This is a genomic window from Gemella parahaemolysans, assembly GCF_053758945.1.
Genome location: NZ_JBSMTP010000003.1, coordinates 1 through 23,019, shown reverse-complemented (window position 1 = coordinate 23,019; position 23,019 = coordinate 1). Strand labels below are relative to the sequence as shown.

Genomic DNA, 23,019 nt, shown 5'->3' with positions numbered 1-23,019 from the left:
TATGATTGACACTTAGACTAATTTTGCAATATAATTTATAATATACATGCGTAAGAAGGAGGTTTTTATGGTAATAGGTTCTTTTATAGTTTTTGTGATATTTCTGTTGCTGTTTTTATCTGTTTTGTATTTTGATAGAAGAAATCTATTTTTAGGAATATTTTTTATTGCTACAGGTTTAAGTTTTATTTTTTATGTAATGTCCTTTATTACTAATCACGCACAAGAGAATAAGTTTTTCTATAATTTAGGTGTAGTATTACTTGTTATAGCAATAGTAATATTCACTCTGCTGCCGATTGTAGTAGTAATTATGTTTTTATACAATTCATTTATGCTTATTAAAAGAGAAGGTTTAAGAGTAGGTAACTTATTGAGTCTGGCTACGTTTTTCTTACTTGTAGGTTATATATTTTATTGGCCTCGTGTTGCTACTTATACACATGACAATATTCTGTTAAATACAATTTATGTTTATGTTAGTTTAGTAGTTTTATATTTTCTATGTATAGCGATGTCTTATTTAGTATCTAGTGTCTTAAACTTCATTAATATTCTACCGAGGAAGATTGATTATGTTGTTGTTTTAGGTGCAGGGTTGATTGGTGAGAGAGTAACTCCACTTCTTGCTAGCAGAATTAAAAAAGGGATAAAAGTTTATAAAGACAATCCTGGAAGTAAACTAATTATGTCCGGAGGTCAAGGCCCTGATGAAGTAGTATCTGAAGCCTTTGCGATGAAAAACTATGCTCTTGAGCAAGGTGTTGATGAAAAAGATATAATTCTAGAAGATAAATCAACTTCTACTGAAGAAAATATTATTTTTTCAAAGAAATTTATTCCAGCCGATAAAAGTTTCGCTGTGGTGACGAATTATTATCACGTTTACCGAGCGTTAGTACAAGCACGAACTCTAGGTTTTAGATGTATTGGTTATGGAGCGCCCACAAAGTTCTATTTCAGCCTTAATGCTTTTATTAGAGAATTTATAGGATATCTATATTTCAAAAGAAAAGTACATGTAGTAGTTTTAGGTGTTCTTACATCTTTATTTATAGTTGCAATAATATTTGTTGAAGTATATTATTGGATTAATTATCGCTAGAATTTAAGACAATAGACTTAACAAAATCAGTTTTAAAATTGTTTTTGTTAAGTCTTTTTTTATCTGATTGCTATACACAATTTTACAACTTACCATCCCTAATGATTTCTAAATATGATATAATAAAATGAAAAAAGTATTTGTGGAAGGATATAGTGTTGTGAAAGATCATTCTTATTATATGGAGTTGGCGTTAGAAGAAGCGCGGAGAGCGTACGCTAAAGGAGAAGTTCCGATTGGAGCTGTGCTAGTTGTTGATGATAAGGTTATTGCGAAAGCTCATAATACTCGTGAAGAAAATCAACAAGCATTGAATCATGCTGAGATGTTAGTTATTAAAGAGGGTTGTGAGAAACAAGGATTTTGGAGACTTGATAATAGTTATTTATATACCACTGTGGAGCCTTGTGTTATGTGTAGTGGAGCTATTGTCCAAGCTAGAATAGAAAATGTTATCTATGGAGCAAGTGATCCTAAATATGGTTGTTGTGGAAGCTGTATTGATTTAGTAGGTGAGAATAAATTTAATCATCAAGCTAAGGTCATCTCTGGGGTGCTCGAAGAAGAGTGTTCGACGTTGATGAAGAATTTTTTTAAAGAGTTAAGAGAAAAAAAGAAATAGAAATTTAATATATTAGGGTTAATGCAAAGTTCTTAAATTTTTTAAAGTTTATATGGAAATCTATAGGCACAGTGATTTATTGATATCTAAATTGGCTTTATAAAAGCTTTTTAGAACTTCGAGAAGTGACTTGACGAAATCAATTTCTTCGAGATTATGATTTCTGATTCCCTCCCATATGAAATAATGAAAAATAATAATATATAAATATAATGACGATAAAAATATTTCTAGTAAATATATCGTCGTTTTTGTTTTGTAATAAGGGGATAATGTAGGTATTTACTTAATAAAAATAAAGTTTAGAAAAAAACTGAAAAAGTTGAAAATTTCTAATTTTTAAGTTGTTTTTTGCTACCATTCTTAAATGAAATTTGATACAATAAACTTAGAAAGTATAGAGGCGTTTTAATGAAAATAGAGAATGTAATAAAGAAATTTAATTCTGAAGAAATATATAGTTGTCCGAAGTGTTTGTCTGAATCACGGATAGAAAATATAAGCTTAGTTTGTGGTAATAACCATCGGTATGATTTTTCGAAAAAGGGTTATATTCATTTAATAAATAATTATAAACCAACAAAATATAATGAGGAATTATTTAAAGCACGTGGCGAAATTTTTAGTAATGATTTTTATGTGAATGTACTAAAAAATATTCAAAATTTGATTGAAAAATATGCTAAAGAAGTGGTGTTAGATATTGGTTGTGGAGAAGGTTATTACATTAGAAAGTTGAAGACAGCATTTCCTGAGAAATATTTTTATGGTTTGGATAATAGTAAAGATGCTATAGAAATAGCTGTGAAAGAAGATAAGTTAAATCCTTACATGGTTGCTAATTTGGCTAATTTACCATTTAGAGATAATAGTGTATCGTGCATTTTAAATATATTGACACCTGCAAATTATGAAGAATTTTTTAGAGTGCTTGGAGATGCGGGGTATTTAATTAAGGTTATTCCGAATGCTAGGTATTTAAGAGAAATTAGAGAATTAATCGGAGGAAAGGAGTATACTAATAGTGATACTGTAAGTCTAATCGAGGAGAATTGTACTATCGTAGAGAGGGTAACGGTAAGGGATACATTTCGATTAGATAAGGTGCAAGCTGAGAATTTTCTTAAGATGACCCCTTTAACATTTTCTAAAAATATTACTGCTGTTGATGTAGATAGTTTGAAAGAGATAACTATAGACTTAGAGATTTTAGTGTGTAAAAAGTGAAATACCTTGAAAACACCGTATATCAAAGAAAGGAAGAACTTATGAAGGAGGTTAGGTTATGAATACAACAAAATATAATTGTGTTGTGGAGGTAAAAAAATACGAAAAAGTCCCATGGTACAAAAGATGCCTTGATTTTTCAATAAGAGAAAATGATATGTATCTTATGAGAGAGGCGAGTATTCGTCAGACAAATTATTATCTTTGTGAAAAAGATGGGAAAATATACTTGGTAGATAGTGATAACGAGGTAAATGAGATATCTTGGGTAAATCTCATGAATTTTATAGAGATAGAATTAGATGGATTTATTTATAGAAAGTATAGGTATCTAAAGTAAATTGACAATTAAATAAGAGTCGTTAGAAGTAGTTTGGAAGTGTAGTACAGAAAAAAGAGGAGAAATATTATGTACGTGGCATACGATAATAAAGATGGGGTTTTTAATGCATTGGACAAAGATATACAAAAGAATATGGAATATCACTGTCCGATATGTGGGGGGAAAGTAATTTTTAAAAAGGGAGTAAAAATTCAATCACATTTTGCTCATGCTAAAAATTGTTCTTGTGAGTTTGAAACATATAAGAAAGAGAGTAGTGAGCATCTAGAAGCGAAAAAAGATCTTTACGAACATTTTAGAAAAAAATATCGTAATGTGGAAGTCGAACATATTTTTAAAACAGGGGAAAAAAATGATATTCAAATAGCTGATGTGTTTATTAAAGATAATAGTATTGCTTTTGAGTATCAAAGATCAGTTATTCCTTTTGACCTTATTAAAGCTAGGACACGAGGGTATATGAGGGCTGGCTTGAAACTAATTTGGTTAATTGATACAAACAAATTTATAAAAGAATTAAAAAGTTATGCTGGTATAAGTTATATTAGATATGCTCCATTTGTGGATAATTTTTTGAATTATTATCAAGGGAAAGTATTCTTCTATGGTTGGGATAATATAAACAAAAAATTTGAATTCTATCAAATCTGGGCTCATAATTTAAAAAAACGAAATGCTGTTTGTATAAAAACTTCATTAAGTATTGATGAGTTTGATGTACCACTCGATTTAAAACTACTGGACAAAGATTTAACGTCGAAATTATATCCGTCAGATGTTGAAAATTATGTCTACGAACAAATTAAGTTCGATAAGACTGTGAAAAATAAGGTTTTAAGCATGTTTTATAATCAACATATAGAGTTGAATAATATTCCTAAAGTTATTGGTGTTAACATGCTAGAACAGGTGCTTATTAGAACGCCGCTTGTCTATTGGCAAGGATTAATGTATAGATTTTATAAAGAAGGTAAAAGTTACTCTGAACTCATAAGAATAATGAGTAATATTATAGAATTTAAAGATAGTATTTATATAAATAATATTCAACAAGGGGAAATTTTCTTAAAAGTATTTAAAACATATTATGCTTTGTTAGTAGAAAATGACAAGTAAGAGGATAAAGCTATGTGGGAGTATAGTGGAAATTTTACAGAAGAACAAAAAAGAGTGTTACTTTCATTAATAGCAATTGAGAAAGTTACTACTCTTAAATTACATAGAGTATTTAATGATTTAAATGGTATAGAGAAGATTTTGGATTTATCTATACCAGAGTTAGTTATATATTTTGGAAGTAATGCTGAGGAAATCTATACCAAACTTCATAATAATATGGAGTTTGATTTCGAGAGTTATTTTGAATTTTATAATGTGAAGTATATGTTTTGTGATGATGTTTATTATCCTAAGGAACTTTTTAGAGTTTATGATTATCCGTATGTTATTTTTTACAGAGGTAATAGGGATTTACTCCTATTTAGAAGAAAGATTTCTATAGTAGGTAGTAGAAATAATACTTCATATTCAAAAGAAGCTCTCGAGAGTATAGTACCGTATTTAACGATGAATAATTTTGTGATAGTAAGTGGTCTTGCTACAGGTGTTGATAGCCTTGCTCATGAGGGAGCTTTAAAAAGTAAAGGGTACACTATTGGTGTAATAGCTCATGGGCACAACATTATTTATCCGGAACAAAGTTATAAGCTCTATAAGGAGCTAGAACGAAACCATCTTATTATATCTGAGTATTTTCCGACTTCGCCTATAAGGAAATATAAATTTTTAGAACGAAATAGGCTTGTTGCTGGTCTTTCTAGTGCTCTTTTGGTAACTGAGGCAGCTAAAAGGAGTGGTACACAGAGAACGGTGGATTTCGCCTTAGATGTAGGTTCTGATGTATTCTGCCTACCGGGAAAATTTGACGATAAGATGAGTTATGCAATGAATGAGTACATTAAAGAGGGGGCGATACTTGTAAATAAATTAGAGGATTTTGGTGATGAATTAGGATTTTAGTATAGATATTTGAAAGGATGATTATTATGACAGATATCTTGTTTATTAATCCACTAGGTTGGGATAGATATATTTGGGCGAGAGTCTTAGAAAATATGCCAGACCAAACCTTTGATTTTATTGAATTTACCGAAGAGAGTTTTAAATCTATATCAAAAAAAGAAATTGAGCAGGTACTTTTAAATAAAATGACACAAGTAAAAAGAGGAGGTTATATTGTAACTGCTTCTTATGGTACGGTCGTTTTACTTAATGGTTTAGAGATTTTTAGTGAATACCTCGATGGTGTTAATTTAATTATCATTGAGGGCTTAGAACCTATACCTCCTGAATCGGTGTTAAAAACATATTTTGAACCAGAGATAAAGTTCACTAGTAAAGAAGAATATCTATCAAAGACACTTAGTGTAGAAGAGATGAGGGATGAGTTTTTAGTGGAGTTAATTCTTAAAAAACTCATAAAAGAAGGTAGTGAATATATGGTGAGACCGAACTCGCAAACAGAGTATGATTATTTATCTTTGTATGCGGGGGTAGATAATTTAGAACTATTAAAAAGAAGTAGGACTGTGTTTAATAAAGTTTCAGTTTTTTCTTATTTCAAGTTAATAGGGATGAATTATACGCAAATAGAGGAGTCAGATCATCTTCTTATGGTAACTAAACCACAGATGATCTTGGATATATTATTAGGGAAATAGAGAATTATGATAAATTTTATAATGGAAAATTCGATTATGTGTAAAAGGAACACATTATCATTACGATATAAAATTATTGATTAAAGCAAGTAGCTGATTGAAATACTATTAGCTACTTGTTTAATTTTTATATTGCAAGTTGTATTAGTTGATAGAAATTATCAAGTATAGTATAATTTACAAGTTGTTTAAAATCAGAAGGTAATTTTATATAGAGAATATAAGAAGAAAAAATTTGTAGAAGGAGAAGATAAGTGAGAAACTTTTTTAATGTACTATTAGGTAAGAAAAGTCCAGAGTTTTTTGAAGTGATAAAAGGAAGAAAATCAGTTAAGTATTTTGATACTGATGTTAAAATTAAACATGAAGAAATTATAGAAATGTTAGATGAAGCGAATATTGCTCCTTCATCTTGCAACTTACAACCTTGGAGATATATCGTTGTAGACACTCCGGAAGGAAAAGAGAAGTTAGGTAGTGCTAACTATAATAAAATTCAAAATGATACTTCTGCAGCGATGATTATCGTACTAGGAGATTTGAACTACTATAATAAGTTTGATGAGATATATGGTGAAGCTGTAGAAAAAGGTTATATGACTCAAGAAGTTAAAGATGGCTTTGAAAAAGGTATGGTTCCTCAATTAGAAAAAATCCCAGTTGATAAAAATAGAGAAGGTGTTTACTTTGACTGCGGATTATGGACGATGCAATTTACTAATATAGCTTATGCTAAAGGGTATGACACTAATATTATTGGTGGATTTATGAGAGATAAAGTAGCTGAATTATTTGAGTTAGAGGAAAACTTAGTGCCTGTGATGTTAATCGCACTAGGTAAAAAAGAAAAAGATGGAAGACCATCTGTAAGAATTAAAGCTGAAAAATTAGTAAGATTTGAATAATGGTAAGAAGTGTTATTTAAGATGACAACATAAAATATAAATGCAGAGTAGTTTCATGAAATTGATTAGAGTTAAAATTGATTTCTGAGCTACTCTATTTTCGTACAAATCATTTTGAATTTTAGAAAATACATTATAAAATAGTAAATATATGTATAAAAAAGGAGAAATAAAGTGAAAAAATTAGAGGCGGTAATATTTGATTTTGATGGAACTATTGTAGATACAGAGAAAGTATACTATGAAAATATGAGAGATCTAACTAAAGAGGTATTAGGTCAAAAACTTGATAAGATGGATTACATTCAAAATGTTTCTGGAACGAATGAAGAAACAAGTAAAAGATATTATAAAGCAAGATATGGTATGTCAAGTGAAGATTATGATGAATTCGAAGCGGAGATTACAAAGCGTATTCTAGATAATTATCATAATGCTCCAGTATTACCAGGGATTGCAGAACTTATGGAATATCTGTATAACAAAGGAATTAAAATGGCAGTTGCATCAAACGGAAAGAGAGAGCATATAGAAACTGGGCTACAGAGAAAAGGGTTTGAGAAATATATTTCTGCTATTGCGACAAAAGGTGAAGTAAAAAATCCAAAACCCGCTCCAGATATTTATTTGCTAGCTGCTAAGAAGTTAGGTGCGAATATAAGTAATTCAATAGCTATAGAAGACTCACGTCCAGGCGCGTTAGGAGCAGTAGCATCCGGGGCAACATTAATCCTACAAACAAATGATATTACAAAACATATGGACTTTATAGGAGTGGATTATAAATATAAAGATGTAGATTTAGTTGAAATAATTAAAGAAATTGTTGAGAATAAATAGTATACAAAAACTAATCAGAGGAGTATAATAAAATTATTAAGAGTAATCTTAAAATCGAATATACAAAGGGAGACTGTTATGTATACGTCTAATTTAAAAATTAAAGAAGGATTTACTTCACATGCAACAACACCACTTGGTGGAGAATATAAAATGTTTATAGAAGAAAGTAAAGATGGTCCAATGGATCTATTTGCCACAGCATACAATGGATGTGTAAGTATGTGTGCAAAAGGATATTTCTTCAGAGCATACGAATTAGTAGATTTAGTAATTGAAACTGAGTTGGTTGTGGACTATGATAATAAAAAAATTGTAGCTAATGTTCATGTAGATAGAACAGAAGAGCAACTAGCTGCTGGAGATAGACAAGGTGTACTAGATAATATTAAACTGCGTTGTAAAGTATCTCATTTATTATCTTCTGATTTAGAAATTCAATATAATATTTTACCGTTAAAATAAAATAAATAAACGAAAAACTTAGGGTGCAAAGCTCTAAGTTTTTTATTTTCCGGAGGAGAAAAAAGTTTTTTTCTTCTATATAATAATCATTATTTTGGTGAAAGAAAAAAGAATAAAAAATAGAAAACATATTCATAAAATTTTTTAAAATTTTTTCGTCAAAACTCTTGCATTATATGCTTTAACCATGTATAATAATAAATGTTGGTCTTGCAAAAGACTTGCGTAGAAGCGAAAGGTTACTGACACGCCCGGCCGCTTTGCCATGGCATGGCGTGCTGGAGAACTTTCGTGGAGAAGTCGCTACTAGATAGCGGCGAATAAATGTATAGGAGGAGAAATGATGGCAAAACAAAAAATTCGTATTCGTCTTAAAGGATATGATCACAGATTAGTAGATCAAAGTGCAGAGAAAATTGTTGAAACTGCAAAACGTTCTGGAGCAAAAGTTTCTGGACCAATTCCATTACCAACGGAAAAAGCAGTATACACAATCTTACGTTCAGTTCACATTTACAAAGATAGCCGTGAACAATTCGAACAACGTACACACAAACGCCTAATCGATATTATTGAACCAACACAAAAAACAGTTGACGCTTTAATCAGCTTAAACTTACCATCAGGTGTTGACATCGAATTAAAATTATAATTATAGGAGGTGACTTTCGATGACCAAAGGTATCTTAGGAAGAAAAGTAGGTATGACTCAAATCTTCGCTGAAAATGGAGAATTAATTCCAGTAACAGTAGTTGAAGCGAAAGGTAACGTCGTATTACAAAAGAAAACAGAAGAAGTTGAAGGATACAACGCAATCCAATTAGGATTCGACGACAAACGTCCTTACGACAAAGAGCGTAAAGACCGTTTAGTAAAAGTTGCGAACAAACCTGAACAAGGTCACGCAGATAAAGCTAACACTGCTCCAAAACGTTTCGTACGCGAAATCAGAGATGCAGAAGTTGCTAATTATGAAGTAGGTCAAGAAGTCCAAGTTGATATTTTTGCAGCAGGGGACTTAGTTGACGTAACAGGAGTAAGTAAAGGTAAAGGATTCCAAGGGGCTATCAAGCGTCATGGACAAAGCCGCGGACCAATGGCTCACGGTTCTCGTTACCACCGTCGTCCTGGGTCAATGGGACCTGTAGCACCTAACCGTGTATTCAAAGGTAAAGCATTACCAGGTCAAATGGGTGGAGTTACAGTTACTACTCAAAACTTAGAAATCGTAAGCGTAGATGTAGAAAATGGATTAATCCTAGTTAAAGGATGTATTCCAGGATCTAAAAAAAGCTTCGTAAAAATCCAATCAGCAGTTAAATCTGGTAAATAATCGGAAAATATACGGAAGGAGGAAATTAGATAATGCCACAATTAGATTTATTTAAACAAGACGGTACTAAAGTTGGTGCAGTTGAAGCTAGTGAAGCAGTATTCGGAATCGAACCAAATCAACACGTTTTATTCCAAGCTGTAACTTTACAAAGAGCATCACTTCGTCAAGGTACACACAAAACAAAAGGACGTTCTGAAGTTTCAGGTGGTGGTCGCAAACCATGGCGTCAAAAAGGAACAGGTCGTGCTCGTCAAGGATCTATCCGTTCACCACAATGGCGTGGAGGTGGAATTGTATTCGGGCCTACACCACGTAGCTACAGCTTCAAAATGCCTCGTAAAATGCGTCGTTTAGCACTACGTTCTGCTTTATCTTCTAAAGTAGCAGCTAACGAAGTATTTGCATTAGAAAGCTTATCATTTGATACAATTAAAACTAAAAACTTTAAAGAAATGTTATCAAACCTTAGCCTAGAGAAAAAAGTATTATTCGTAGTTACTGAACTAGAAGAAAATACTGTTTTATCAGGAAGAAATATTCCAGGAGTTGAATTCGTTGAAACAACTGGTCTTAACGTATTAGACATCTTAGGAAGCAACAAAGTTGTATTCACTAAAGATGCAGTAGAAAAAGTTGGGGAGGTATTAGCATAATGGAAGCACGCGATATTATCAAACGCCCAGTACTAACTGAAAAAAGTTATTTATTAATGCAAGAAAATAAATACACTTTCCTAGTAGACACACGCGCTCACAAAACTCAAATTAAACAAGCTATTGAAGAAATCTTCGGAGTTAAAGTTGAGAAAGTAAACGTAATGAACTACAAACCAAAATTCCGTCGTGTTGGAAGATACGGTGGTTACACTAACAAACGTAGAAAAGCTATCGTTAAGTTAGCAGAAGGACAAACAATCGAAGGATTATTCGCTTAAGAATAACAAATACCATTAAGGAGGAAAAATGACAAATGGCAATTAAAGTATATAAAGCTATAACTAACGGTCGTCGTAACATGACATCATTAGATTTCGCTGAAATTACAACTAACAAACCAGAAAAGTCATTATTAGCGCCGCTACCGAAAAAAGCGGGAAGAAATAACCAAGGTAAAATCACTGTTCGTCACCACGGTGGAGGACACAAGAAACAATACCGTATTATTGACTTCAAGAGAAATAAAGACAACGTACCAGCAAAAGTTGCTACTATCGAGTACGATCCAAACCGTTCAGCGAACATCGCTCTATTACACTATGTAGATGGAGAAAAAAGATACATCATCGCTCCTAAAGAACTTAAAGTAGGACAAATTATCGTATCTGGTGAAACTGCTGATATTAAAGTTGGTAATGCATTACCACTAGCAAACATCCCTGTAGGGACATTAATTCACAACATCGAACTTAAACCTGGTAAAGGTGGACAATTAGTACGTTCTGCTGGAGCAAGTGCTCAAGTACTTGGTAAAGAAGGTAAATACGTATTAGTACGTCTTAAATCAGGAGAAGTAAGAATGATCTTAGCAACTTGCCGTGCTACAATCGGTGAAGTTGGTAACGAACAACACGGACTAGTAAATATCGGTAAAGCCGGTAGAACTCGTTGGTTAGGTAAAAGACCAACTGTACGTGGATCTGTTATGAACCCGAACGATCACCCACACGGTGGTGGTGAAGGACGTACTTCAATCGGACGTAAATCACCAATGTCACCATGGGGTAAACCTACTCTTGGTAAGAAAACTCGTTCTAAAAAAGCTCGTTCAAACAAATTTATCGTACGTGCTAGAACTAAATAATAAAATTAAACAAAGGTTAGTTGGTGAGGAGCAAGTGCTCTTTACCAAAGCCTTAAGTATGCAAAGTATCGGAAAGGAGATAACACAATGGCTCGTAGTTTAAAAAAAGGACCATTCGCTGATCACCACTTATTAGCAAAAGTTGAAAAAATGAACGAACAAGAAAAGAAACAAGTAATTAAAACTTGGTCACGTCGTTCAACAATCTTCCCAACATTCATAGGACTTACTTTTGCAGTATATGACGGAAGAAAACATGTACCTGTATATGTGACTGAAGATATGGTAGGACACAAATTAGGTGAGTTTGCACCAACAAGAACTTACAAAGGTCACGTTGCAGACGACAGAAAAACAAGAAGATAATTTAGAAATTAGTAAAATCAAGGAGGCACATTCATGGAGTCAAAAGCAATCGCTAAGACAGTCCGCATCGCTCCTCGTAAAGTAAGACTAGTATTAGACTTAGTACGTGGAAAAAAAGTGGGCGAAGCATTAGGAATTTTAGAATTCACAACTAAATCAGCTTCTTTACCAGTAGCTAAAGTTATTAAATCAGCTGCTGCTAACGCTGAACACAACTATGGAATGAATGTAGAAGACTTAGTAGTATCACAAGCATTTGCAAATGAAGGACCAACTCTTAAAAGATTCCGTCCAAGAGCAAAAGGTGCTGCAAGTTCAATTAACAAAAGAACAAGTCACATCACTATCGTTTTAAGTGACAACAAATAATAAAAATTAAGAAATTATAAAAGCTAAACTAGTTAAAGGAGGCTACAAACTGTGGGTCAAAAAGTACATCCAATAGGCTTACGTGTTGGAGTTATTCGTGATTGGGATTCAAAATGGTATGCGGAAAAAGATTTCGCTGCTAACTTACACGAAGATTTCAAAATCCGTGAGTTCATCAGTAAACAATTAAAAGACGCTTCAGTTTCTAAAGTAGAAATTGAAAGATTTGATAAGAAAGTAAACATTTCAGTACACACTGGTAAACCAGGTATGGTTATCGGTAAAGGTGGTTCTGAAATTGATAAATTAAGATTAGAATTAAACAAATTAACTGGAAAAAGAGTACACATTAATGTAGTTGAAATCAAAAAAGTTGATATCGACGCTAAATTAGTAGCTGAAAACATTGCTCGTCAATTAGAAGCTCGTGTATCATTCCGTCGTGCTCAAAAACAAGCTATCCAAAGAGCTATGAGAGCAGGAGCTAAAGGAATTAAAACTCAAGTATCAGGACGTCTTGGTGGAGCAGATATCGCTCGTGCAGAACACTACTCAGAAGGTTCAGTGCCACTACACACATTAAGAGCAGACATCGACTACGCTCACGAAGAAGCAGATACAACTTATGGTAAACTTGGAGTTAAAGTTTGGATTAACCGTGGTGAAGTATTACCAACTAGAAAATCTGAAAAAGGAGGTAACTAATTTATGTTAATGCCTAAACGTGTTAAATATCGTCGTCAACACAGACAATCAACAAAAGGTAAATCTAAAGGCGGAAACGTAGTAGATTTCGGTGAATATGGATTACAAGCTACTACTGCAGCAAGAGTTACTTCTCGTCAAATAGAAGCTGCTCGTATAGCGATGACTCGTTATATGAAACGTGGTGGTAAAGTTTGGATTAAAATCTTCCCTCACATGCCTTACACTAAAAAACCATTAGAAGTACGTATGGGATCTGGTAAAGGTGCAGTAGAAGGATGGGTTGCAATCGTTAAACCAGGTAGAGTGATGTTCGAAGTTGCTGGAGTAAGTGAAGAAGTTGCACGTGAAGCTCTAAGACTTGCATCTCACAAGTTACCTGTTAAATGTAAATTTGTAAAACGTGAAGAAACAGGTGGTGAAGCATAATGAAAACAAATGAATTCAAATCAATGATTAGAGAATTAACTTCACAAGAGTTAGAAACAAAAATCAAAGAATTAAAAGAAGAGCTTTTCAACTTACGCTTCCAATTGGCAACTGGTCAATTAGAAAATACAGCTCGTATTAGTCAAGTTAGAAAATCAATCGCTCGTATGAAAACTGTTATTCGCGAAAGAGAATTAGCGAATAAATAATATAGGAGGCAAACATGACTGAGAGAAATGATAGAAAAGTTTACGTTGGAAAAGTAGTTTCTGATAAAATGGACAAAACAATCACAGTTTTAGTAGAAACTTACAAAAAACACCCTCTATACGGTAAACGTGTTAAATATTCTAAAAAATTCAAAGCACATGATGAAAACAATGTTGCTAAATTAAATGATATCGTTAAAATAATGGAAACTCGTCCATTATCTGCAACTAAAAACTTCCGTTTAGTAGAAGTAGTAGAAGAAGCAGTTATAATCTAATAAAACTAGGATAAACCCTAAGAAGGAGGCAAAAAGCGCATGATTCAACAAGAAACACGCTTAAAAGTGGCTGATAACTCAGGAGCAAAAGAAGTTTTAACAATTAAAGTTCTAGGTGGTTCAGGACGTAAAGTTGCTAACATTGGTGACGTAATTGTATGTTCTGTTAAAAAAGCAACACCAGGTGGAGTTGTTAAAAAAGGTGAAGTAGTTAAAGCCGTAATCGTTCGTACAAAAACAGGAGCTCGTCGTAATGACGGTTCATATATTAAATTTGATGAAAATGCTTGTGTAATTATCCGTGATGATAAGAGCCCACGTGGTACACGTATTTTCGGACCAGTTGCTCGTGAATTAAGAGACGGTAACTACATGAAAATCGTATCACTAGCTCCAGAAGTATTATAATATAAAAAGTACAGTAAAGAAGGAGGTTAACAAGAAATGTTCATTAAAAAAGGTGATAAAGTTGTAGTAATTACTGGTAAAGACAAAGGTAAAGTTGGTACAGTAATCGAAGCTCAACCTAAAAAAGATCGTGTTGTTGTAGAAGGTGTTAACATCATTAAAAAACACGTTAAGAATTCTCAAGATGCACCTCAAGGTGGAATCGTTGAAAAAGAAGCAGCAATTCACGTATCAAACGTAATGTTACAAGATCCTGAAACTGGAAAAGCGACAAGAGTACGTTTTGAAACAAAAGATGGTAAGAAAGTACGTATCGCAGTAAAATCAGGAAAAGAAATATAATAATAGTTGAAGAAAGGAGGCACTATTTTAGATGGCTCGTTTAGAAGATAAATTTAAATCTGAGATAACAAAAGAATTAATGACAAAATTTGAGTACAGCAGTGTAATGCAAGTACCAAAAATTGAAAAAATCGTAATTAACATGGGTGTAGGTGATGCTGTGCAAAACTCTAAAGCCCTAGACAATGCAGTAGCAGAATTAGCTTTAATTTCTGGTCAAAAACCATTAGTAACAAGAGCTAAAAAATCAATCGCTACTTACAGACTTCGTGAAGGTATGCCTATCGGGGCTAAAGTTACTTTACGTGGAGAAAGAATGTATGAATTCTTCGACAAATTAGTAACTGTAGCACTTCCACGTGTACGTGACTTCCACGGTGTTTCTAAAAAAGCATTCGATGGTCGTGGTAACTACACACTAGGTGTTAAAGAACAATTAATTTTCCCTGAAATTGATTACGATAAAGTAAGTAAAGTACGTGGTATGGACATCGTTATAGTAACAACAGCTAACACAGATGAAGAAGCTCGTGAGTTATTAACACAATGTGGAATGCCATTCGCAAAATAAGAAAGGTGAGGTAAAAGACACATGGCTAAAAAAGCAATGGTAGAGCGTGAATTAAAACGCCAAAAATTAGTTGACAAGTATGCAGCTAAAAGAGCGGAATTAAAAGCTAAAGGTGATTACATCGGACTTAGCAAACTTCCAAAAAACTCAGCTCCAGCTCGTCTACACAATCGTTGTAGCATAACTGGACGTCCTCACGGATACATTGGAAAATTTGGAATCAGCCGTATTAAATTCCGTGAATTAGCTTACAAAGGACAAATTCCTGGAGTTAAAAAAGCAAGTTGGTAATATATTAGTAGAAGAAAGGAGGATTTATCCTAATGACAATGACAGATCCTATCGCAGATATGCTAACACGTATTCGTAATGCTAACATGGTTAAACACGAAACATTAGAATTACCTGCGTCAAATATTAAAAAGCAAATTGCAGAAATCTTAAAACAAGAAGGTTTCATCAATGATGTAGAATACATCGAAGATAACAAACAAGGAAAACTTAAACTTACTCTTAAATACTCAAAAGGTGAAAGAGTAATTAAAGGAATTAAAAGAATTTCAAAACCTGGTTTACGTGTATACGCTAAAGCAGATGAACTGCCAAGAGTATTAAACGGACTAGGAATAGCAATCGTATCAACTTCAAATGGAGTTGTAACTGACAAAGTTGCTCGTAAAAATAACACAGGTGGAGAAGTATTAGCTTACATCTGGTAATATTATAAGGAGGTGCCAATTAAATGTCACGTATAGGTAATAAAGTTATTACAGTACCTGCAGGGGTTGAAGTTAACATCGTTGATAACTTCGCAACAGTTAAAGGACCTAAAGGTGAATTAAAACAACAATTTGATAAAGACATGACTTTCAACATTGAAGGAAGTGAAATCACAGTAGTACGTCCATCTGACTCTAAACGTCACCGTACAGTACACGGAACAACTCGTGCTATCTTAGCTAACATGGTTGAAGGTGTATCTGCTGGATTCAAAAAAGAACTTGAATTAATCGGGGTTGGATACCGTGCTCAAATGCAAGGTAAAAAATTAGTACTAAGTGTTGGATACTCTCACCCAGTTGAATTCGAAGAAATTGATGGAATTAAATTAGGTGTTGAAGGAAACACTAAAGTTAGTATCGAAGGTATTAACAAAGAAGTAGTAGGACAATACGCAGCTAAAGTTCGTGCAGTACGTCCTCCAGAACCTTATAAAGGTAAAGGTATTCGCTACGTTGGTGAATATGTTCGCCGTAAAGAAGGAAAAACTGGTAAATAATAGATAACAGAAAGGAGTGTTTCAAATATGATTACGAAACTTGACAAAAATAAAGTTCGTAAAAAAAGACACGCAAGAGTACGTGTTAAAGTTCAAGGGACTCCAGAAGTTCCACGTTTAAACGTATACCGTTCAAACACAAACATTTACGCACAAATTATTGATGACACTAAAGGTGTTACATTAGCACAAGCTTCTTCATTAAAACTTGAGAACGTTTCTAAATCAAGTGTAGAAGCTGCTAAAGAAGTTGGAAAATTAATCGCAGAAGTAGCTAAAACTAAAGGAATTGAAAAAGTTGTTTTCGACCGTGGAGGATACCTATATCACGGACGTGTTAAAGCATTAGCTGAAGCAGCACGTGAAAACGGACTTGTATTCTAATAAGGAGGGAAATAAGTAGATGCGTCAAGAAGAAATCAAAAAAGAATTTGAAGAACGCGTAGTTGCCATTCGCCGTGTAGCTAAAGTTGTTAAAGGTGGACGTCGTTTCCGTTTCTCTGCTTTAGTAGTAGTTGGTGACAAAAATGGTCGCGTAGGATTTGGTACAGGTAAAGCTCAAGAAGTACCAGATGCAATCAGAAAAGCAGTAGAAGCTGCTAAACATAACTTAATTACTGTACCAGTAGTTAATGGAACAATACCTCACGAAATCATCGGACAATTTGGAGCAGGTTCAGTATTAATTAAACCAGCTGCACCTGGTACAGGGGTTATCGCTGGTGGACCAGTTCGTGCCGTATTAGAATTATCAGGTATTTCAAATATCTTATCAAAATCTCTAGGTTCAAACACACCAGTTAACATGGTTCGTGCTACAATCGAAGGATTAACAAGATTACAAACAGTAGAACACGTAGCAGCTTTACGTGGTAAATCTGTGGAAGAATTATTAGGATAAGAGGAGGGAAAAGAACATGACATTAAAAGTAACCCTAACTCGTAGTACTATTGGTCGTCCAAAGAATCAAAGAAAAGTTGTTGAAGCTCTTGGTCTAAAAAAAATGCACCAAACAGTAGAACACAAAGATAACGCTGCGATTCGTGGAATGATCAACAAAGTTTCACACTTAGTAACAGTAGAAGAAAAATAAGAATTATTAATACAAGGAGGTGCTAGTCTAAATGAAATTACATGAATTACAACCAGTTGAAGGTTCTCGTAAAGAGCGTAACAGAGTAGGTCGTGGGATTGGATCAGGAAATGGTAAAACTTCAGGACGTGGTCAAAAAGGACAAAAAGCACGTAGTGGAGGTGGAGTTCGCCCAGGATTTGAAGGTGGACAAAACCCATTATTCAGACGTATTCCAAAACGTGGATTTAACAATGTAAACAGAAAAGAATTTGCAGTTGTAAATCTTAACGACTTAAACAAATTTGAAGATGGTACTGTAGTATCACCTGCTCTATTATTAGAAACTAAAGTTATTAAAAAAGGACTTTCAGGTGTTAAAGTATTAGCTAACGGTAAATTAGAGAAAAAATTAACTGTACAAGCTCACAAATTTTCATCTTCAGCAAAAGAAGCTATCGAAGCAGCTGGAGGAGTTTGCGAGGTGCTATAATATATGTTTAGTGCATCACTAAATTTATTTAAAGTTAAAGAAACTCGTAATAAAATTTTATTTACCTTATTTGGTATATTCCTATTCCGTATCGGTTCTTATTTACCGATACCCGGAGTAGATGCGGATGTTCTTAAAAGTCAAGATGCATCTGGATTATTCGGAATATTTAATACATTTGCAGGAGGGGCTTTACAACAGTTTTCTGTATTTGCTATGGGGATTATGCCATACATTACAGCATCTATCGTAATTCAACTTATGCAAATGGATGTTATTCCTACATTAACTGAGTGGTCAAAACAAGGTGAAGTAGGTCAAAAGAAAACACAAAAATTAACAAGAGTCTTAGCAATTATCTTAGCATTTATCCAATCGCTTATTATGTCTTATGGATTTAATAATGCATACCATGGATTAATTAAAGATACATCAGTTATAGGATTCATTACAGTAGCTTTAGTATTAACTGCTGGTACAGCATTATTACTATGGCTAGGGGATCAGATATCACAATATGGTGTAGGTAATGGTGTTTCTATCATTATCTTAGCGGGTATTATCGCTCGTTTACCGATGGAATTCATACAAGTTTATGAATCTCAAATTAAAGATGCTGAAAATCTTACATTAGCAATTTTAAAAATTGTTATTGTAGCAATCATTGTTATAGGAATTGTCGCTGCTGTTGTTTATATGCAAGAAGCGATTCGTAAAATTCCTATTCAATACTCTCAAGCGAGAGCAGGTCGTAGAATGTTAGGAGCAAGATCAACTTACTTGCCTCTTAAAGTGAACAGTGCCGGGGTTATCCCAGTAATCTTCGCTATCGCATTCTTACAATTACCTAGAACTATTGCGATATTCGCACCTAATAACGAAAAGTTACAAAAAATTGTATCATATTTCGATTTCAGTCATGTTCTAGGATTAACATTATACGTAGTATTAATTATTGCGTTCTGTTACTTCTATGTAATGGTGCAAGTTAACCCAGAAAAAATGGCTGATAATTTAAGAAAACAAGGAAGTTTTGTTCCAGGGGTTAGACCAGGTAAAAAAACTGAACAATACATTACAGGTATTTTATACAGACTAACGTTTGTAGGTTCAATATTCCTAGCAGCTGTTTCGGTTCTTCCAACAATATTCACAAGCATTGCTAAATTACCAGCATCTGTACAAATTGGTGGTACAAGTTTAATAATTGTTGTCAGTGTAGCACTAGAGACAGTTAAACAACTTAATACTCAATTAACAGAGAAGAACTATAGAAGTTTTATTACAGGACGAAAAGGTGGTAAATAGATTATGATGAATATTATTTTAATGGGATTACCAGGAGCGGGTAAAGGTACTCAAGCAGAACAAATTAAAGCGAATTATCCAATTCCGCATATTTCAACTGGAGATATGTTTAGAGCTGCTATTAAAAATGAGACTCCGCTTGGAAAAGAAGCAAAAAGTTATATTGATAAAGGACAACTTGTTCCTGACAGTGTAACTATAGGATTAGTTGAAGAAAGATTGAATCAAGAAGATGCAAAAGAAGGCTTTTTACTTGACGGTTTTCCAAGAACAGTAGAACAAGCTGAAGCCCTTGATCAAATTTTAGCAAAAACTAATAGAAAAATCGATAAAGTACTAAATATCGATGTAGATCCAGCTATTCTGTTACCTCGTTTAACAGGTAGAAGAATCTGTAAACAATGTGGAAACACTTATCACATGATTTTCAACCCTACAAAAGTAGAAGGTGTTTGTGATAATGATGGTGGTGAACTTTACCAAAGAAGTGATGACAACGAAGAAACAGTTGCTAATCGCTTAGAAGTTAACATTAAACAAACAAAACCTCTTTTAGACTTTTACAGTCAAAAAGAAGGAGTAGTTGAAAATATTAATGGTGACCAAGACATCAAAGTAGTTTTCCAAGACGTACAAAATATATTAGACAAACTGAAATAGTCAGGGAGGAAAAGTATGGCAAAAGATGTCATTGAAGTAGAAGGTTTAGTAGTAGAAAACTTGCCGAATGCAATGTTTAAAGTAGAATTAGAAAATGGTCATATTATTTTAGCTCATGTTTCTGGAAAAATAAGAATGAATTATATAAGAATTTTACCAGGTGATAAAGTTACAGTAGAAATGAGTCCGTATGACCTGACAAAAGGTAGAATAACTTATAGATTCAAGTAAGTTATAAACTCAAGGAGGAAATAACGATGAAAGTAAGACCATCAGTAAAAAAAATCTGTGACAAATGTAAAGTAATTCGTCGTGGTGGTAAAGTATTAGTGATTTGCGAAAACGCAAAACATAAACAAAAACAAGGATAATTAATTAGGAGGTGCAAACTTAATGGCACGTATAGCAGGAGTAGATATTCCACGTGAAAAACGCGTTGTTATATCTCTAACTTATGTATATGGTATAGGTTTAAAAACTTCTCAAAAAATCTTAAAAGAAGCTGGAGTTTCTGAAGATGTGAGAGTTAAAGACTTATCAGAAGATCAATTAGATAAAATTCGTGAAATCGTAGATAACTACAAAACAGAAGGTGACTTACGTCGTGAAGTTTCATTAAACATCAAACGTCTAATGGAAATCGGATGTTACAGAGGAATTCGTCACCGTCGTGGACTTCCAGTAAGAGGGCAAAACACTAAGAACAACTCTCGTACTCGTAAAGGTCCTAAGAAAACAGTTGCGAACAAGAAAAAATAATTAGGATAGGAGGAGAAACACAACTATGGCTCGTAAACAACAATCACGTAAACGTCGTGTGAAAAAAAATATACAAAATGGTGTTGCACACATTCGTTCTACATTCAACAACTCAATCGTAACAATTACAGATGAACATGGTAATGCAGTATCATGGTCAAGTGCAGGAGCACTAGGATTCAAAGGTTCTAGAAAATCTACTCCATTCGCAGCACAAATGGCAAGTGAAGCAGCAGCTAAACAAGCTATGGAACACGGAATGAAATATGTAGATGTAACAGTTAAAGGTCCAGGTGCAGGACGTGAAGCAGCTATTCGTGCATTACAATCTGCTGGATTAGAAGTTACATCAATCAAAGACGTAACTCCAGTTCCTCACAATGGATGTCGCCCACCTAAACGTCGTCGTGTATAATAATAACATAGACAAAATTTAGGAGGTTTAACATAATGTTAGCAATAGAAAAACCAAAAATTCAAATCATTGAAGAATCATCAGATAAAAGATTTGGTCGCTTTGTAGTTGAACCACTTGAACGTGGTTATGGAACTACATTAGGTAATTCATTGAGAAGAATGTTAATCTCATCATTACCAGGAGCAGCAGCAAGAAGCATCGATATTGAAGGAGTTCAACACGAATTCCAAGCAATTAAAGGTGTTGTAGAAGATGTTACTGAAATTATTATGAACGTTAAAAACATCGCGTTTGTAGTTCATTCTGAAGAAGAAAAACAAGTTTCAATCAGTGTTAAAGGTCCTGCAGTTGTTACAGCAGCAGACATCGCTATCGATTCTGATATCGAAGTAGTAAATACTGATCAACACATTGCAACAGTATCTGAAGGTGGACAATTTGAAATGATTATTTACGTTGGAAAAGGACGTGGATTTGTACCAGCTGATGGAAACAAAAAACGTGACTTACCAATCGGAGTTATTCCAATCGATTCAATTTACACACCAGTATCAAAAGTTAACTATACAGTAGAAAAAACTAGGGTAGGACAAAGCACTGACTTTGATAAACTTATCTTAGACGTTACTACTAATGGTTCAATTACAGCTAACGACGCTTTAGCATTAGCATCTAAAATTCTAATCTCGCACTTAGAGTTATTTATGGAAATGTCAGAAGAAGCAAAAGCTGCTGAAATATTGGTAGCTAAAGAAGAAGATAACAAAGTTCAAATGTTAGAAATGACAATTGAAGAATTAGACTTATCAGTACGTAGTTACAACTGCTTAAAACGTGCAGGAATTAACACAGTACAAGAATTAGCTAACAAAACAGAACAAGAAATGATTAAAGTAAGAAACTTAGGTCGTAAATCTCTAGAAGAAGTTAAAATTAAACTTCAAGAGTTAGAACTAGGATTCAAAGAAGAATAATACTAACAAGGAGGCACACTAATGGGTTACAGAAAATTAGGACGTACATCAGCTCACCGTAAAGCGATGTTAAGAAACTTAGTAACTGCTCTACTAGTACACGGTAGAATTGAAACAACTGTTACAAGAGCGAAAGAAGTTCGTTCATTAGCAGAAAAAATGATTACATTAGGTAAAAAAGGTGATCTAGCAGCAAGACGTAATGCAGCTAAATTCATCCAACCTGTTGCAGTAGCAACTGAAGAAGGTAAGAGTCAATTAGCTCTTAAAAAATTATTTGAAGAAGTAGCACCTAAATATGCTGACCGTAACGGTGGATACACTCGTATTTTACGTGTTGGACCACGTAAAGGTGATGGTGCAGAAACAGCTATTATAGAATTAGTTTAATAAAAATTTTTCATACAACAATAACATACTACATACACACACAACTAAACAACACATACAACAAGAATTTAAACTAATTTTTTTGGCAAAAGAGTGCTTGAAATGCGTAGGAAAAGGCTACGTCGTCTAGCTCTAACGTATCCTAGCTTCTCGCTAGGATACCCTTTTGTCCCTTTAAAAATTAAATCTAATTATACTTTAAAAGATTACCAGGCAAGGTAGTCTTTTTTTTGCGTTGTACGTAACGAAGACTTACTTTTAGAGGAACGAAGAGACAAATAAAAGTTTAGTCAAGACTGCGAGGCAGCGTTAAGATTTTTAGAATCTTCGATTCGTAAAAATCATTACGTGCAAAATAGGTAAGGACATACCAAGAAGTGAAATTGATTGAAATACATTTACTGCAAAGTGTGGTATGTTAAAAGAAACTTAGAGGTACGACGTACACTAGAAAGCAAAAGAAAAAGGGGGAAACCCAGAAATTTTTAAACAGAGTATTTGATATGTACCCCTTTTACTGGACAATCCAGTGAAAGGGGTATTTTTTATGCGTTATAGTTATGAATTTAAAGTAAAATGTGTTGAGATGTATGAAAGAGGGGAATATCCAGAAACACCGAATGG

General features: G+C 33.6%; 39 protein-coding genes. All 39 read left to right on the top strand.

Features of this window, described 5'->3' with window-relative positions; genetic code table 11:
• The first annotated feature begins 67 nt into the window (after positions 1-67).
• The 39 genes from ACWOBP_RS03120 to rplQ all read left to right on the top strand — a co-directional run bounded on the left by ACWOBP_RS03120 (position 68) and on the right by rplQ (position 22,395).
• Positions 68-1,105 (top strand): YdcF family protein, encoded by a 1,038-nt coding sequence (locus tag ACWOBP_RS03120; RefSeq protein ID WP_455337410.1) that lies wholly within the window; start codon positions 68-70, stop codon positions 1,103-1,105.
• A 127-nt stretch (positions 1,106-1,232) separates the two neighbouring features.
• A complete protein-coding gene (gene tadA, locus ACWOBP_RS03115) occupies positions 1,233-1,727 on the top strand; it encodes a tRNA adenosine(34) deaminase TadA (RefSeq protein ID WP_455337409.1) in 495 nt (164 codons plus the stop codon).
• 411 nt (positions 1,728-2,138) lie between these two features.
• Positions 2,139-2,954 (top strand): methyltransferase domain-containing protein, encoded by an 816-nt coding sequence (locus tag ACWOBP_RS03110; protein WP_455337408.1) that lies wholly within the window; start codon positions 2,139-2,141, stop codon positions 2,952-2,954.
• A gap of 58 nt (positions 2,955-3,012) precedes the next feature.
• On the top strand, positions 3,013-3,294 hold the full coding sequence (locus tag ACWOBP_RS03105; protein ID WP_455337407.1) for a hypothetical protein: 282 nt from the start codon (positions 3,013-3,015) through the stop codon (positions 3,292-3,294).
• Positions 3,295-3,363: 69 nt separating this feature from the next.
• Positions 3,364-4,413, top strand: a complete 1,050-nt coding sequence (locus ACWOBP_RS03100) for a competence protein CoiA (protein ID WP_455337406.1) — start codon at positions 3,364-3,366, stop codon at positions 4,411-4,413.
• A 12-nt stretch (positions 4,414-4,425) separates the two neighbouring features.
• A complete protein-coding gene (dprA, locus tag ACWOBP_RS03095; RefSeq protein WP_455337405.1) occupies positions 4,426-5,316 on the top strand; it encodes a DNA-processing protein DprA in 891 nt (296 codons plus the stop codon).
• Positions 5,317-5,342: 26 nt separating this feature from the next.
• On the top strand, positions 5,343-6,017 hold the full coding sequence (locus ACWOBP_RS03090) for a hypothetical protein (protein ID WP_455337404.1): 675 nt from the start codon (positions 5,343-5,345) through the stop codon (positions 6,015-6,017).
• A gap of 254 nt (positions 6,018-6,271) precedes the next feature.
• Entirely contained in the window at positions 6,272-6,922 is a 651-nt protein-coding gene (locus ACWOBP_RS03085; RefSeq protein ID WP_455337403.1) for a nitroreductase family protein, read from the top strand.
• Between the two features lie 174 nt (positions 6,923-7,096).
• A complete protein-coding gene (locus ACWOBP_RS03080) occupies positions 7,097-7,762 on the top strand; it encodes an HAD family hydrolase (protein ID WP_455337402.1) in 666 nt (221 codons plus the stop codon).
• 78 nt (positions 7,763-7,840) lie between these two features.
• Positions 7,841-8,227 carry an OsmC family protein gene (locus tag ACWOBP_RS03075; protein WP_455337401.1) on the top strand — a complete coding sequence of 129 codons (387 nt, stop codon included), beginning with the start codon at positions 7,841-7,843 and terminating at the stop codon, positions 8,225-8,227.
• Between the two features lie 343 nt (positions 8,228-8,570).
• Positions 8,571-8,879 carry a 30S ribosomal protein S10 gene (rpsJ, locus tag ACWOBP_RS03070; RefSeq protein ID WP_003147624.1) on the top strand — a complete coding sequence of 103 codons (309 nt, stop codon included), beginning with the start codon at positions 8,571-8,573 and terminating at the stop codon, positions 8,877-8,879.
• 19 nt (positions 8,880-8,898) lie between these two features.
• Positions 8,899-9,561, top strand: coding sequence for a 50S ribosomal protein L3 (rplC, locus tag ACWOBP_RS03065; protein ID WP_003144195.1), 663 nt, complete (start codon positions 8,899-8,901; stop codon positions 9,559-9,561).
• A gap of 32 nt (positions 9,562-9,593) precedes the next feature.
• Positions 9,594-10,217 (top strand): 50S ribosomal protein L4, encoded by a 624-nt coding sequence (gene rplD / locus ACWOBP_RS03060; RefSeq protein ID WP_003147625.1) that lies wholly within the window; start codon positions 9,594-9,596, stop codon positions 10,215-10,217.
• Positions 10,217-10,498: a 50S ribosomal protein L23 gene (rplW, locus tag ACWOBP_RS03055; protein WP_003144216.1), complete on the top strand. Its 282-nt coding sequence runs from the start codon at positions 10,217-10,219 to the stop codon at positions 10,496-10,498. Before rplD ends, rplW begins: the two co-directional genes overlap by 1 nt.
• A 35-nt stretch (positions 10,499-10,533) precedes the next feature.
• Positions 10,534-11,364: a 50S ribosomal protein L2 gene (gene rplB / locus ACWOBP_RS03050; protein ID WP_455337400.1), complete on the top strand. Its 831-nt coding sequence runs from the start codon at positions 10,534-10,536 to the stop codon at positions 11,362-11,364.
• An 87-nt stretch (positions 11,365-11,451) separates the two neighbouring features.
• A complete protein-coding gene (gene rpsS, locus ACWOBP_RS03045) occupies positions 11,452-11,730 on the top strand; it encodes a 30S ribosomal protein S19 (protein ID WP_003144310.1) in 279 nt (92 codons plus the stop codon).
• A gap of 33 nt (positions 11,731-11,763) precedes the next feature.
• Positions 11,764-12,099, top strand: coding sequence for a 50S ribosomal protein L22 (rplV, locus tag ACWOBP_RS03040; protein WP_003144105.1), 336 nt, complete (start codon positions 11,764-11,766; stop codon positions 12,097-12,099).
• Positions 12,100-12,150: 51 nt separating this feature from the next.
• A complete protein-coding gene (rpsC, locus tag ACWOBP_RS03035) occupies positions 12,151-12,804 on the top strand; it encodes a 30S ribosomal protein S3 (protein ID WP_003144348.1) in 654 nt (217 codons plus the stop codon).
• Positions 12,805-12,807: 3 nt separating this feature from the next.
• The gene (rplP, locus tag ACWOBP_RS03030; RefSeq protein WP_003147629.1) at positions 12,808-13,233 is read left to right on the top strand and encodes a 50S ribosomal protein L16; all 426 of its coding nucleotides are present in this window, start codon (positions 12,808-12,810) and stop codon (positions 13,231-13,233) included.
• Positions 13,233-13,442, top strand: coding sequence for a 50S ribosomal protein L29 (gene rpmC, locus ACWOBP_RS03025; RefSeq protein ID WP_003144404.1), 210 nt, complete (start codon positions 13,233-13,235; stop codon positions 13,440-13,442). The genes rplP and rpmC overlap by 1 nt, the downstream gene beginning before the upstream one ends.
• 14 nt (positions 13,443-13,456) lie before the next feature.
• The gene (rpsQ, locus tag ACWOBP_RS03020; RefSeq protein WP_003144356.1) at positions 13,457-13,720 is read left to right on the top strand and encodes a 30S ribosomal protein S17; all 264 of its coding nucleotides are present in this window, start codon (positions 13,457-13,459) and stop codon (positions 13,718-13,720) included.
• A gap of 39 nt (positions 13,721-13,759) precedes the next feature.
• Entirely contained in the window at positions 13,760-14,128 is a 369-nt protein-coding gene (gene rplN, locus ACWOBP_RS03015) for a 50S ribosomal protein L14 (protein WP_003144098.1), read from the top strand.
• A gap of 36 nt (positions 14,129-14,164) precedes the next feature.
• On the top strand, positions 14,165-14,470 hold the full coding sequence (gene rplX / locus ACWOBP_RS03010) for a 50S ribosomal protein L24 (protein WP_003144415.1): 306 nt from the start codon (positions 14,165-14,167) through the stop codon (positions 14,468-14,470).
• Positions 14,471-14,501: 31 nt separating this feature from the next.
• The gene (rplE, locus tag ACWOBP_RS03005; protein WP_003144426.1) at positions 14,502-15,041 is read left to right on the top strand and encodes a 50S ribosomal protein L5; all 540 of its coding nucleotides are present in this window, start codon (positions 14,502-14,504) and stop codon (positions 15,039-15,041) included.
• 21 nt (positions 15,042-15,062) lie between these two features.
• Positions 15,063-15,332, top strand: a complete 270-nt coding sequence (rpsN, locus tag ACWOBP_RS03000; protein ID WP_003144337.1) for a 30S ribosomal protein S14 — start codon at positions 15,063-15,065, stop codon at positions 15,330-15,332.
• Between the two features lie 32 nt (positions 15,333-15,364).
• Positions 15,365-15,760, top strand: a complete 396-nt coding sequence (gene rpsH, locus ACWOBP_RS02995; protein WP_455337399.1) for a 30S ribosomal protein S8 — start codon at positions 15,365-15,367, stop codon at positions 15,758-15,760.
• Between the two features lie 23 nt (positions 15,761-15,783).
• The gene (gene rplF / locus ACWOBP_RS02990; RefSeq protein ID WP_455337398.1) at positions 15,784-16,320 is read left to right on the top strand and encodes a 50S ribosomal protein L6; all 537 of its coding nucleotides are present in this window, start codon (positions 15,784-15,786) and stop codon (positions 16,318-16,320) included.
• 27 nt (positions 16,321-16,347) lie between these two features.
• Positions 16,348-16,704, top strand: a complete 357-nt coding sequence (gene rplR / locus ACWOBP_RS02985; RefSeq protein ID WP_003144424.1) for a 50S ribosomal protein L18 — start codon at positions 16,348-16,350, stop codon at positions 16,702-16,704.
• A gap of 19 nt (positions 16,705-16,723) precedes the next feature.
• A complete protein-coding gene (gene rpsE / locus ACWOBP_RS02980) occupies positions 16,724-17,221 on the top strand; it encodes a 30S ribosomal protein S5 (RefSeq protein WP_003144191.1) in 498 nt (165 codons plus the stop codon).
• Between the two features lie 16 nt (positions 17,222-17,237).
• Positions 17,238-17,414, top strand: a complete 177-nt coding sequence (rpmD, locus tag ACWOBP_RS02975) for a 50S ribosomal protein L30 (protein ID WP_003144406.1) — start codon at positions 17,238-17,240, stop codon at positions 17,412-17,414.
• A 31-nt stretch (positions 17,415-17,445) separates the two neighbouring features.
• Entirely contained in the window at positions 17,446-17,886 is a 441-nt protein-coding gene (gene rplO, locus ACWOBP_RS02970) for a 50S ribosomal protein L15 (RefSeq protein WP_455337397.1), read from the top strand.
• Between the two features lie 3 nt (positions 17,887-17,889).
• Positions 17,890-19,194 (top strand): preprotein translocase subunit SecY, encoded by a 1,305-nt coding sequence (gene secY, locus ACWOBP_RS02965; protein ID WP_455337396.1) that lies wholly within the window; start codon positions 17,890-17,892, stop codon positions 19,192-19,194.
• A gap of 6 nt (positions 19,195-19,200) precedes the next feature.
• Positions 19,201-19,854, top strand: a complete 654-nt coding sequence (locus tag ACWOBP_RS02960; protein WP_455337519.1) for an adenylate kinase — start codon at positions 19,201-19,203, stop codon at positions 19,852-19,854.
• 15 nt (positions 19,855-19,869) lie between these two features.
• On the top strand, positions 19,870-20,085 hold the full coding sequence (infA, locus tag ACWOBP_RS02955; protein WP_003144387.1) for a translation initiation factor IF-1: 216 nt from the start codon (positions 19,870-19,872) through the stop codon (positions 20,083-20,085).
• 26 nt (positions 20,086-20,111) lie between these two features.
• The gene (gene rpmJ, locus ACWOBP_RS02950; RefSeq protein ID WP_003144208.1) at positions 20,112-20,225 is read left to right on the top strand and encodes a 50S ribosomal protein L36; all 114 of its coding nucleotides are present in this window, start codon (positions 20,112-20,114) and stop codon (positions 20,223-20,225) included.
• A gap of 22 nt (positions 20,226-20,247) precedes the next feature.
• Positions 20,248-20,613 carry a 30S ribosomal protein S13 gene (gene rpsM / locus ACWOBP_RS02945; RefSeq protein WP_060914797.1) on the top strand — a complete coding sequence of 122 codons (366 nt, stop codon included), beginning with the start codon at positions 20,248-20,250 and terminating at the stop codon, positions 20,611-20,613.
• Positions 20,614-20,638: 25 nt separating this feature from the next.
• Positions 20,639-21,028 carry a 30S ribosomal protein S11 gene (gene rpsK, locus ACWOBP_RS02940; protein ID WP_003144405.1) on the top strand — a complete coding sequence of 130 codons (390 nt, stop codon included), beginning with the start codon at positions 20,639-20,641 and terminating at the stop codon, positions 21,026-21,028.
• A 35-nt stretch (positions 21,029-21,063) separates the two neighbouring features.
• Positions 21,064-22,005, top strand: a complete 942-nt coding sequence (locus tag ACWOBP_RS02935; RefSeq protein WP_003144079.1) for a DNA-directed RNA polymerase subunit alpha — start codon at positions 21,064-21,066, stop codon at positions 22,003-22,005.
• Between the two features lie 21 nt (positions 22,006-22,026).
• A complete protein-coding gene (gene rplQ, locus ACWOBP_RS02930) occupies positions 22,027-22,395 on the top strand; it encodes a 50S ribosomal protein L17 (protein WP_003144119.1) in 369 nt (122 codons plus the stop codon).
• Positions 22,396-23,019: the final 624 nt, after the last annotated feature.

Excerpts from the sequence above, each read along its gene's own strand:
- rplB (WP_455337400.1), top strand. The coding sequence starts at position 10,534 with ATGGCAATTAAAGTATATAAAGCTATAACTAACGGTCGTCGTAACATG.
- rpmJ (WP_003144208.1), top strand. The coding sequence starts at position 20,112 with ATGAAAGTAAGACCATCAGTAAAAAAAATCTGTGACAAATGTAAAGTA.
- rplC (WP_003144195.1), top strand. The coding sequence starts at position 8,899 with ATGACCAAAGGTATCTTAGGAAGAAAAGTAGGTATGACTCAAATCTTC.
- rpmC (WP_003144404.1), top strand. The coding sequence starts at position 13,233 with ATGAAAACAAATGAATTCAAATCAATGATTAGAGAATTAACTTCACAA.
- rpsK (WP_003144405.1), top strand. The coding sequence starts at position 20,639 with ATGGCTCGTAAACAACAATCACGTAAACGTCGTGTGAAAAAAAATATA.
- ACWOBP_RS03120 (WP_455337410.1), top strand. The coding sequence starts at position 68 with ATGGTAATAGGTTCTTTTATAGTTTTTGTGATATTTCTGTTGCTGTTT.
- rplW (WP_003144216.1), top strand. The coding sequence starts at position 10,217 with ATGGAAGCACGCGATATTATCAAACGCCCAGTACTAACTGAAAAAAGT.
- dprA (WP_455337405.1), top strand. The coding sequence starts at position 4,426 with ATGTGGGAGTATAGTGGAAATTTTACAGAAGAACAAAAAAGAGTGTTA.
- ACWOBP_RS03075 (WP_455337401.1), top strand. The coding sequence starts at position 7,841 with ATGTATACGTCTAATTTAAAAATTAAAGAAGGATTTACTTCACATGCA.
- secY (WP_455337396.1), top strand. The coding sequence starts at position 17,890 with ATGTTTAGTGCATCACTAAATTTATTTAAAGTTAAAGAAACTCGTAAT.
- rplV (WP_003144105.1), top strand. The coding sequence starts at position 11,764 with ATGGAGTCAAAAGCAATCGCTAAGACAGTCCGCATCGCTCCTCGTAAA.
- rpsQ (WP_003144356.1), top strand. The coding sequence starts at position 13,457 with ATGACTGAGAGAAATGATAGAAAAGTTTACGTTGGAAAAGTAGTTTCT.
- rpsH (WP_455337399.1), top strand. The coding sequence starts at position 15,365 with ATGACAATGACAGATCCTATCGCAGATATGCTAACACGTATTCGTAAT.
- rplX (WP_003144415.1), top strand. The coding sequence starts at position 14,165 with ATGTTCATTAAAAAAGGTGATAAAGTTGTAGTAATTACTGGTAAAGAC.
- rpmD (WP_003144406.1), top strand. The coding sequence starts at position 17,238 with ATGACATTAAAAGTAACCCTAACTCGTAGTACTATTGGTCGTCCAAAG.
- ACWOBP_RS02935 (WP_003144079.1), top strand. The coding sequence starts at position 21,064 with ATGTTAGCAATAGAAAAACCAAAAATTCAAATCATTGAAGAATCATCA.
- ACWOBP_RS03090 (WP_455337404.1), top strand. The coding sequence starts at position 5,343 with ATGACAGATATCTTGTTTATTAATCCACTAGGTTGGGATAGATATATT.
- rplN (WP_003144098.1), top strand. The coding sequence starts at position 13,760 with ATGATTCAACAAGAAACACGCTTAAAAGTGGCTGATAACTCAGGAGCA.
- rplR (WP_003144424.1), top strand. The coding sequence starts at position 16,348 with ATGATTACGAAACTTGACAAAAATAAAGTTCGTAAAAAAAGACACGCA.
- rplP (WP_003147629.1), top strand. The coding sequence starts at position 12,808 with ATGTTAATGCCTAAACGTGTTAAATATCGTCGTCAACACAGACAATCA.
- ACWOBP_RS03110 (WP_455337408.1), top strand. The coding sequence starts at position 2,139 with ATGAAAATAGAGAATGTAATAAAGAAATTTAATTCTGAAGAAATATAT.
- rpsJ (WP_003147624.1), top strand. The coding sequence starts at position 8,571 with ATGGCAAAACAAAAAATTCGTATTCGTCTTAAAGGATATGATCACAGA.
- rpsM (WP_060914797.1), top strand. The coding sequence starts at position 20,248 with ATGGCACGTATAGCAGGAGTAGATATTCCACGTGAAAAACGCGTTGTT.
- ACWOBP_RS03105 (WP_455337407.1), top strand. The coding sequence starts at position 3,013 with ATGAATACAACAAAATATAATTGTGTTGTGGAGGTAAAAAAATACGAA.
- ACWOBP_RS03100 (WP_455337406.1), top strand. The coding sequence starts at position 3,364 with ATGTACGTGGCATACGATAATAAAGATGGGGTTTTTAATGCATTGGAC.
- rplQ (WP_003144119.1), top strand. The coding sequence starts at position 22,027 with ATGGGTTACAGAAAATTAGGACGTACATCAGCTCACCGTAAAGCGATG.
- infA (WP_003144387.1), top strand. The coding sequence starts at position 19,870 with ATGGCAAAAGATGTCATTGAAGTAGAAGGTTTAGTAGTAGAAAACTTG.
- rpsE (WP_003144191.1), top strand. The coding sequence starts at position 16,724 with ATGCGTCAAGAAGAAATCAAAAAAGAATTTGAAGAACGCGTAGTTGCC.
- rpsN (WP_003144337.1), top strand. The coding sequence starts at position 15,063 with ATGGCTAAAAAAGCAATGGTAGAGCGTGAATTAAAACGCCAAAAATTA.
- rplE (WP_003144426.1), top strand. The coding sequence starts at position 14,502 with ATGGCTCGTTTAGAAGATAAATTTAAATCTGAGATAACAAAAGAATTA.
- rplO (WP_455337397.1), top strand. The coding sequence starts at position 17,446 with ATGAAATTACATGAATTACAACCAGTTGAAGGTTCTCGTAAAGAGCGT.
- rplD (WP_003147625.1), top strand. The coding sequence starts at position 9,594 with ATGCCACAATTAGATTTATTTAAACAAGACGGTACTAAAGTTGGTGCA.
- rplF (WP_455337398.1), top strand. The coding sequence starts at position 15,784 with ATGTCACGTATAGGTAATAAAGTTATTACAGTACCTGCAGGGGTTGAA.
- ACWOBP_RS02960 (WP_455337519.1), top strand. The coding sequence starts at position 19,201 with ATGAATATTATTTTAATGGGATTACCAGGAGCGGGTAAAGGTACTCAA.
- rpsS (WP_003144310.1), top strand. The coding sequence starts at position 11,452 with ATGGCTCGTAGTTTAAAAAAAGGACCATTCGCTGATCACCACTTATTA.
- tadA (WP_455337409.1), top strand. The coding sequence starts at position 1,233 with ATGAAAAAAGTATTTGTGGAAGGATATAGTGTTGTGAAAGATCATTCT.